The organism is Microcoleus sp. EPA2, assembly GCA_020882975.1.
In the GTDB taxonomy this organism is placed as follows: domain Bacteria; phylum Cyanobacteriota; class Cyanobacteriia; order Cyanobacteriales; family Microcoleaceae; genus Microcoleus.
The window spans coordinates 1-9,145 of the sequence record JAHRFD010000066.1; the positions used below are offsets into that span (position 1 = coordinate 1).

At 46.5% G+C, this 9,145-nt stretch carries 9 protein-coding genes; 6 read left to right on the forward strand and 3 right to left on the reverse strand.

The features are described 5' to 3' along the window. Positions 1 to 284: 284 nt before the first annotated feature. Together AAFP14_RS26465 and AAFP14_RS26470 are read left to right on the forward strand one after the other, a co-directional pair. Positions 285 to 671, forward strand: a complete 387-nt coding sequence (locus tag AAFP14_RS26465; RefSeq protein WP_341735137.1) for a transposase — start codon at positions 285 to 287, stop codon at positions 669 to 671. 106 nt (positions 672 to 777) lie between these two features. Beyond that, on the forward strand, positions 778 to 1,281 hold the full coding sequence (locus tag AAFP14_RS26470; RefSeq protein ID WP_341735138.1) for a hypothetical protein: 504 nt from the start codon (positions 778 to 780) through the stop codon (positions 1,279 to 1,281). A gap of 326 nt (positions 1,282 to 1,607) precedes the next feature. Here the strand turns inward: AAFP14_RS26470 and AAFP14_RS26475 are convergent, their stop codons facing one another. Further along, positions 1,608 to 2,330 (reverse strand): pyridoxine 5'-phosphate synthase, encoded by a 723-nt coding sequence (locus tag AAFP14_RS26475; protein ID WP_340550639.1) that lies wholly within the window; start codon positions 2,328 to 2,330, stop codon positions 1,608 to 1,610. Positions 2,331 to 2,606: 276 nt separating this feature from the next. Between AAFP14_RS26475 and AAFP14_RS26480 the strand changes: the two genes are divergently transcribed. From AAFP14_RS26480 to AAFP14_RS26490, 3 genes are all read left to right on the forward strand, one after another. Beyond that, on the forward strand, positions 2,607 to 3,476 hold the full coding sequence (locus AAFP14_RS26480; protein WP_341735139.1) for a Tab2/Atab2 family RNA-binding protein: 870 nt from the start codon (positions 2,607 to 2,609) through the stop codon (positions 3,474 to 3,476). 198 nt (positions 3,477 to 3,674) lie between these two features. Then, positions 3,675 to 4,970: a TldD/PmbA family protein gene (locus tag AAFP14_RS26485; protein WP_341735140.1), complete on the forward strand. Its 1,296-nt coding sequence runs from the start codon at positions 3,675 to 3,677 to the stop codon at positions 4,968 to 4,970. A 511-nt stretch (positions 4,971 to 5,481) separates the two neighbouring features. Continuing rightward, entirely contained in the window at positions 5,482 to 6,249 is a 768-nt protein-coding gene (locus AAFP14_RS26490; RefSeq protein WP_341735141.1) for a metallophosphoesterase family protein, read from the forward strand. 7 nt (positions 6,250 to 6,256) lie between these two features. On the opposite strand, the gene AAFP14_RS26495 is transcribed toward AAFP14_RS26490, so the two are convergent. Beyond that, positions 6,257 to 7,117, reverse strand: coding sequence for a M48 family metallopeptidase (locus AAFP14_RS26495; protein ID WP_341735142.1), 861 nt, complete (start codon positions 7,115 to 7,117; stop codon positions 6,257 to 6,259). Positions 7,118 to 7,395: 278 nt separating this feature from the next. Between AAFP14_RS26495 and AAFP14_RS26500 the strand changes: the two genes are divergently transcribed. Continuing rightward, complete coding sequence (locus tag AAFP14_RS26500; protein ID WP_341735143.1) at positions 7,396 to 7,920, forward strand: DUF4330 domain-containing protein; 525 nt, start codon at positions 7,396 to 7,398, stop codon at positions 7,918 to 7,920. Between the two features lie 138 nt (positions 7,921 to 8,058). Here the strand turns inward: AAFP14_RS26500 and AAFP14_RS26505 are convergent, their stop codons facing one another. Then, positions 8,059 to 8,964, reverse strand: coding sequence for an alpha/beta fold hydrolase (locus AAFP14_RS26505; RefSeq protein WP_341735144.1), 906 nt, complete (start codon positions 8,962 to 8,964; stop codon positions 8,059 to 8,061). Positions 8,965 to 9,145: the final 181 nt, after the last annotated feature.

Below are 9,145 nucleotides of genomic sequence, written 5' to 3' on the forward strand. Positions count from 1 at the left end.
CTTTTCTACAAAGCCGCTTTATTTTTTTTTAGGCAAACTTGGGGTTCGTCCCCCCTTTGTCATTTCGCAAAATTGCGTCGCTCGTCTAATCTTTCTGGCTGTTTGTCTCTCGGACTGGAGTTTAGACTAAAAAGTACGATCGCCCTCAAACAAAAGTGAGTTCGCCTAAGAACAATCGAAGAGATGAGAGAACCAACAACAGGCAAAAAAATACCGGGTCAACTCTGCTTGAGTTGACCCGGATAGCGGAAGATAGGGAAATATCACAACCCCGAGCGACCGGTATGAATAATGTTGTCACTCAATTGCAACAGTTTCGTCGTAAAGCGCAAGATGCTACCTTTGAGTTAATGGATGCGCTCTTGTTGACCAGAACAGCTCAAAGTTTAGCGGATTTATCATTATCTTGCGTGTTTCGCCGTCAATGGCCAAGCGTTTACGAAGCATTACAAGACACTCGACCCGATCGACAACAATTAATGAAACTTTACATCCAACAACTCCCGCGATCGGAACGAATTGTCCTCGCGGGCGACCATACGAGTTGGTCGAGACCGTTCGCCAAAACACTGAAAGAACGTACCTACGAACATTCCCCATCACAACTGGGAGGTCGCCCGGTGACTGTAGGATACGGTTACAGTACATTGGCGTGGATACCTGAAGCATAAGGAAGTTGGGCCTTGCCACTGTTACACGAGAGAATTACCAGTTGGGACAGTCCAATTTCTCAGGCTGTTCAACAATTTACATTTTCGCTTGTCCCCCTCTCATGAGATGTCGATTCTGCTGGTGGAACGACTAGCTGCTGATGGCTCTACCAGGATTGCGAAGCCGATGTGGTTGGCGTTTGTGGGGTTAAAAATGCCTGCTGTCACAGAAATTTGGCGACTTTATTTACGAAGATTTGCGATCGACCATTGGTATCGTTTTGCTAAAAATCGCCTGCATTGGACAGTTCCTCAATTCAGTACACCACTTCAATGCGACCGTTGGAGCGATTTAATGCCGATTGTGACTTGGCAATTATGGTTGGGTCGTCATTTGGTGGCGCAACGCCCTCTGCCGTGGCAGAAATCTCTGGTCAAACTCACCCCTGGGCGGGTAGCTCAATCTTTTGGAAGCATTTTAGCCCTGTTAGGCACACCAGCTCGATCTCCGAAAGTGCGAGGTAAATCGGACGGTTGGATGAAAGGGAAACAACGACGGCCCAGAATTCGATATCCTGTGGTCAAAAAAGGGTTTTCTCGTTCCAGAATAACCGCCAAAAAGTCCCCTTAATCAGAAGTTTTCGATCGCTCATCTTTTAGTGGATTCAATCTACAGTAATGCACCTCTTTATTCTGTTTTAGTCTAAACTCCAGTCTCGGAGACAAGCTCATAATATCCTGTGCGATCGCACGGGATATGCTATCCCTAAAGTGACAACGGTCATATTGTTGACCCTTGCATCGGAATGATTTAACGTTTCTAGAACAATCTTGAGATAGAGTCCGAGAATAGAGAACTGAATAATACTGAATAATTCCGATCGAGAGACGATTTGATATCAAGGACAGCCCGGAGGCCTCACCGGTACTCGCCACAATAATTGTGGCAGATGTCTACTATAAATCCGAGAGAATTTTTAAGTAAGCTTGTACAGTGTTAGACAAACCCATTTCTAATGCTTCTGCAATGAGAGCGTGACCGATCGATACTTCGAGGATATCGGGAATGGAGCAAAACTTAGCTAGGTTTTGCAGGTTTAAATCATGTCCTGCATTCACACCTAAACCGACAGCTTGAGCAGCCTTAGCTGATAATACATATTGTTCAAAAACTGATTCTACTTTCCCTTCGCGAAAAGCCGTTGCATAGGGTTCTGTGTACAATTCTACTCGGTCTGCACCCACTTCTTTTGCTAGGGCCATGAGAGCAGGGTCTGCATCCATAAATAGACTGACTCTGATGCCGTTATCTTTTAATTTTTGAATAATTGGTAGGAGTCGATCGCGATTTTCGGGAATATTCCAACCGCTATCAGAGGTGAGTACATCGGGAGCATCTGGCACTAAGGTACACTGGGCTGGTTTGACATCGCAAACTATATCCATAAACGGATCTTGAAAAGGATTACCTTCGATATTGAATTCTACGGTTAGCATTTTGGCTAATTCATAAACATCAGAGGCTTTGATATGTCGCTCATCAGGACGGGGATGAACTGTGACACCGTGGGCTCCGGCGGCAATTACGGTTTTGGCAGCTTCAGTAACGCTGGGAATGCCGATGTTTCGAGAGTTTCTGAGGAGGGCAATTCTGTTGATGTTGACGCTGAGTTTGGTCATGGAATTTCGATTTGTTGGTTTTTGAGTAAAGGCGATCGACCTTTAATTATGTTCTATTTGTTGTTTTTTACAGTGGCAGTCTTAACCAGTTTACCATATTGATAGATTGAGGTTGCAAGATACTAACAAACCTGTGGGCTGTGACTACTGGGGTCAACCATCGCCTCAGCATTGCCTTAAAATCCTCCATGATTTAAAATCATTTGCCACTGCTCGGAATCAGAAACTTGCCCGATGTCCGGTAATATTAGAAAGCATTAATTTGAACGGCGCGGCATGGCTACTATTTGGGAACTCGATTTTTACAGTCGTCCGATCTTAGACGATCGACAGAAAAAAAAATGGGAAGTGTTGATTTGCGAAAGTCCGCTGAATGTGGGTGACAATGCAGAATCTCTGTTTCGCTACTCACAGTGGTGCCCCAGTTCAACGGTAAATTCCCTGTGGCTGGCTGGTGCAATTAAAGAGGCGATCGCCTCTGCACCGAAACCTCCCGAAAAAATCCGCTTTTTCCGTCGCCAAATGGCCAACATGATTACCAAAGCCTGCGAAGATTTGGAGATACCCGTGGCAGCGAGTCGCCGCACCCTTGCCCTCAGCCTGTGGCTAGAAGAACGGATGCGATCGTATTACCCCGCACAAGAGGGTTATCAAGCCACTGTTAACCCTTCGGTGCAATTTGTACCCGAAACGCCTGTGGCACTGCCGGACGCTTTAATCGGCGAAAAATGGGCATTTGTGAGTTTGCCGATCGCCGCTTTTGATGAAATGTCCGAGTGGGATATCGGATTTGGCGAAGCTTTTGGGCTACCCATGACAGGGCTGAGCCCCGAAACCCAAATTCCGGGGCTAATTATATTTTCGTCTAGAGCTACAGCCCTGGCCGGTTGGATGTCCGGTTTGGAGTTAGCTTTTATGAAATTTGACTCCGGGTCCCCTCCTACCCCCCCTAGGTTGATACTGGATACGGGTGCTAACGATCGCTGGATTTTAGCTAATCTCAGAGACTCGGCAACTGAAGCAGAAGGTAAAAAATTTGAGGCTGCGAAAAAAGAAGCAAAAAAAGTACATTTTTTGGCAATCCAGTCTAATCCTGAATCAGAATCTTTCGCCGGATTTTGGCTGCTGCATGAATTAAGTATTTAGGGTTGTTAGGTGTTAGGTGTTAGGTGTTAGGTGTTAGGTGTCAGTTGTTAGTTGTCAGTTGTTAGGTGAAGAACCAATAACAAAGAACCAATAACAAAGAACCAATAACAAAGAACAAATAACAAATAACCAAGAACTAATGCTCGTAAATATCGATAAAAAGTCCATCTTCGATCTTCCTTCTACTTACCAACAACAATGACCAATCACCAATCAGCAGAACAACTGCTAGAATTAGCCACCAAAGCAGGTGCCGAAGCTGCTGAGGTATTGGAGTCACAATCCTTATCGCGGCCGGTATTTTTTGAAGCAAACCGCCTGAAACAGCTAGAAACAGCCCAAGCAGAAGGCATTGCGCTGCGGCTGTGGAGGGATGGGCGGCCGGGTTTGGCAGTGGCTTACGGGCCCGTGGAACCGCAGATTTTGGTCGATCGCGCGATCGCCCTGTCGCAACTCAACGAACCGGAAATCATCGAACTCGGTAGCGGTAACAAAATTGTCTATCCCGATCTCGGACAGTCGATCGCAGCACAACAGCTAGTAGAATGGGGCAAAAGTGCGATCGCCAGCATTCGCCAAGCGTATCCAGAAAGCATCTGCACCGCCGAATTTGACTGCGAAATAGAAAGCACCCGCTTGGTGAACACTAGAGGCTTGGATTGCAGCCACACCGACACCACCCTCAGCGGTTACTTGTCAGCAGAATTAGTGCGGGGAGAAGACTTCCTGAATATTTGGGAGGGCGAAACCGAACGCAGCACCATCGACATCCACACCATCACCCAGCGAGTGTTGCAACGATTGGAATGGGCTAAAGACAATGTAGCACCAGTCACAGGGCGGGTACCAGTTTTGTTCACCGCCAAAGCCGCCGATTTACTTTGGGGCACAGTCTGTGCAGCCCTCAACGGCAAACAGGTACTAGAAGGGGCTTCGCCTTGGAGCGATCGATTGGGCCAACAAGTCACATCCCCCCTAGTCACACTCTCCCAACAGCCGGATACGGGGCCCTATAGCTGTCCCTTTGATGACGAAGGCACTCCCACTAGATCGATCGTATTCCTACACAATGGAGTATTGCAGTTATTTTACACAGATCGCACCACCGGTCGAACATTAGGCAGTGGCACCACCGGCAACGGATTTAGGCCTGGTTTGGGCAGTTATCCCACACCGAGTTTGTTCAATGTTTTAATTAAACCAGGAGAGCGATCGCTCGCTGATTTAATCGCCCAATTAGACGACGGAATTGTAGTCGATCAAATGCTGGGGGGTAGTGCGGGCATTTCCGGCGACTTTTCGATTAATATCGATCTCGGCTACCGCGTCAAAAAAGGTCAAATAATTGGCAGAGTCAAAGACACAATGGTTGCCGGCAACGTCTATACAGTCCTCAAACAATTAGTAGAATTAGGAGGGGACTCCGAGTGGAACGGTTCTTGCCATACACCCTCTGTAATTGTCGAAGGATTGTCCGTCATCGGCAAAAACTAAAGTTAGTTGTTATTGGTTATTTGTTATCAGTTATTGGTGAGAGCAAGCTTTGAATCCGGGTATTCCCAGCAATTCGGGACACAGCTAGCGCATGGTTGATATATTCCCGGCCGCAGAACAGGGACCTGCCCCTAACAAGCCCTGTTTTTCGTCAGAATGAAATAGCCCTGGTTCAGAATGGGGACTTTGACTTGTTCGAGTCTCCTTTCTTCAGGCTGATTTTGAAATATAGAAGTTTGACAACTGCCTAGGTTATGTGGGCAATCGCGACACCCTCTCGATGCGAGGCTAGTTAAGAGCTATGTCGCTGGTGGTTAAATCTACTGGGTTTTTGCATCAACCCAAATTTTCGGTGTTCTGTAAATAGTCGTAAACTTTACTAAATCTTTATACGAAACAGTATAATGGGTGACACCCCCTGTTAGGAACCAGAGGGCAAAAAGCCTAGCAGCAAAATCAGATGCTGTTAGCTACGGGTTTTTGTTGAGAGTCAGGAAACTGAATAAGTACAATGGAGCATCGGCGCATTGTTATTGGTGACGTACATGGGCATTTCGATGGCTTAATGACCTTACTAGAGGCACTTGCCCCTGGGTCGGACGATCGCGTGTATTTTCTGGGAGACTTAATCGATCGCGGACCCAAGAGTGCTCAAGTAGTAGAGTTTGTCAAGGAAAGTTGTTACCAAACTCTGTTAGGCAACCACGAACAACTGATGTTAAATGCTCTAGTGGATGGCCTTACTGATATGCGATCGTGGCAAGCTTGGCTTTGCAGTGGCGGTGATGCCACCATAGACAGTTACAGAAATACAGGGATGATGCCCTACAAGCACTTAGAATGGATGCGATCGCTCCCCACCCACCTCGACTTGGGCGATATCTGGCTAGTCCACGCCGGGGTCGATCCCACACTCCCGGTTGACCAGCAGTCTAGCGAACAACTCTGCTGGATTCGCAAGGATTTTCACAACATCTCTCAACCCTATTTTCCCGATAAATTAATTATCACCGGTCACACGATCACCTTTACGTTTCAGGGGGTCAGACCGGGGGAATTAGTCAGAGGACAAGGGTGGCTAGATATTGACACGGGTGCTTATCATCCCAAGAGTGGCTGGCTGACAGGATTTGACCTTAACTACCGCCGAGTTTATCAAGTCAATGTATTTAACCATCAAGTCCGAATTTTGCCCTTAGACGAATTGGTGAGACCATTGAACTCCTCGGAAATTCCCCTCCAGAAATCGGTTTTGAGTCCAGTGGTTTCACCAAGCTAGCTGTTGACTACTGACGCGAGGAACCCAGAAGCCTGCGGATTTCCTGTCTGTAAGTCCCATTGTTTAAGCCTTCACCCGTAGCCAAACTGGGATCGATTCCCTGTTCGATCGCCGCAATGCGGGAATCGGTAGCCGGATGAGTGCTCAAAATGCTGGGAGGAGAAGGTCTGTTGAGCAACTTTTTCATAAAATCCACCATCCCCGATTGAGCGTAGCCCGATCGCCCCATTGTTTGCAATCCCAACTGATCTGCTTCATATTCAGCTTGACGGCTGTGGGGACGGCGTAAAGCCAGTTCCACCCCTAGCTGCACTACCTTAGAACCATCAAGTCCCGCTGCGGAAGCCACACCAGAGGCGATCGCCATTTGACGCATTTGTTTAATCGCGTGGCGAGCACTAATGTGACCGATTTCATGGCCGATCACGCTGGCTAATTGAGCTTCATTATCTGCCGCTGTCATTAAACCTTTATTCACATAAATAAAACCGCCCATTGTCGCAAAGGCGTTAATATTGTCATCGTCAACGACTTGGAAGGTATAGGGAATATTCGGACGATCGCTATTTTGGGCCAGTCGCTGACCGATGCGGTTGATATATGCTCTGGTGGCGCGATCGGGATAAATTTTAAATTCCCGTCCAGCCAACTGCTGATTGATTTCTCTACCTATAGCTACTTCTTGGCGATCGGACACATTCGACAATTGAATAACTTGAATACCTCGAAAAATCAGTTCTGGCAAAGAAAATGCTTGCATCGGTTCTGGCGACACCACCCAGATTCCCGCAGTCACAATCAGAGACAGAAATAAATAAATTCCTTTACCACATCTACGTCGTATTGTCAACCAAAATTTTTTAAACATGAGAAATATAGCCTTTCTTTCGACCGCTTTTGTGAGTTGGATCTATGGCATCCTTGAAGTATAGCTTGATTGACAAGGGAGATTCCCAGAATCAATCCTCGGACTTTTTCATTTTATATCCTGCGGATTGTGAGCAGCGATTGTGGTAATATCTTTTGGCTTGTACAGATACTTCTTAAGCTATCAACCCCTCACAGAAGACGCTGGATAAATTCAGTGGCTCGTGTTTCGCCCGCGACTATCAAGCTACGCGGTTTCCACACTCCCGAAGATTTTTTATGAAAATTTTGGATTCACAAGGCCGCTTGTTCGGTAAACTTAGCATCCTAGACCTAGGTGCTGCTCTGATCATTCTGCTAGTTGCAGTCGGAATCTTCTTCTTCCCTGGTACTTCTGGTGGTTCCGTAGCCCAAGTTGGTGGCGCCGATGTCAAACCCGTCGAAATCGATGCCATTGCGATCGGTCTTAAAGGGACAAACTTTCAAGATTTATTCAAAGCAGGGGATAAAATCAATGTGATTATCCGTAACCAACCTTCCGGTCAGATTACGATCAAAGCTGTCAAAACCTTGACCAGAACCCTAGCCGTTCCTCAGCCCAACGGCACATTAAAAGCTCTACCAGACCCCAGAGAAGAAGAATCTTTCAGCAGAAATATGATGTTTACCTTAGAAGGTAAAGGTCAAATTACTGACAACGGCCCTGTTTTAGGCAGTACTAAGGTGAAAATTGGCACTACGCTAGAACTCGAAGGCAATAAGTATATTTTCAACGCCAGCGTCATTGATGTGCGTGTCAAATAGCTATTAGTTATTAGTTATTGGTTATTGGTTATTTGTTATTTGTTATTTACACTCTTATAATCACGAATAACCCATAAACAATAACCAAGAACCCCTACCCAATAAACAATAACAACTGACCGTTGTCAGTGTAATTCTTCACCCTTGCGATAGCAACTTTAAATATTGCCGGATCAAGCCAATGGTGACAGCGGGAATTTCTAGCTGCGGTGTCAAACCGACATTTTCCAAAATTTGGAAGACTTTGATGGCTTCGGGGTTGAGATTTGCCAATCGCTGGCCAATCTCAGGGCTGGTAAATTGTGAATTTTCTCCCCAAATCATCACAGTCGGCGTGGTTAGCTGAGTGATGTATAGGGATAAATCGAAGGATAAATCTCCTCGCACAAAAGAAAGAGCGGCATACTCTGCATTCGGTTCCAACGCAGATTCTAGGTAAGCATCTACGATTTCTTGGTAAACTCGGCGGTCATCGGCAAATTGCCGCTGTTCTAGAAAGTTGCGGATGCCCCCATCGGTGGCAATTCCGGTACTGTAAAGCAAGCGGTCCAAAATAGGTGTGCGGACTATTTGAGCAAAGAAACTTCTGCTGTAATCTTTGCCAAAGTCAGACAAACCGCTAGGTGTGGTCAAAATTAGGGATTTGAACAGGTCTGGTCTGGCGATCGCCGCTCGAATTGCGATCGCTCCAGTCAGAGAAGAAGCTATCACATCCGTCGGACTCCCGCAAGTTTTTTCGAGAAATTCAATTAAAGATGTGATATAATCCTCTACCTTGTAGTTTTTCGCCGGATGTTCCGATCGTCCCCAGCCGATTAAATCCGGTGCCAAAACTCGATAGTCAGTGGCAAAAGCCGGATAAACTTTCGACCACTCGTAGGCACTGGAACCACCTCCAAAACCGTGAAAAAATACCAAGTTCGGCAAATTATCCGAAGTTGAGTTAGGTATCTTGATCCAAGGGGTTTTTTCCGCAGTGTAGTATACCATTCGGCCTTGGGAAGTAACTGTCGATCGTTGACCGAAGCCTAGGGGCAAAAGCATAAATAAACCTCAATTGTTGTGAGATGGTAGATTTGGATCTGGCATCAGTCTGAAGTTGAAATACTCACCGGGCTAAAGCCACGGTGATTCTTGACGCTTCACAGGGTTCTGCTACCTTTCATAGTCTTACAATCCCTCTGCGCCCGTTTAGAGTCGTGGCGATTCCCCATCCCGACTTTTT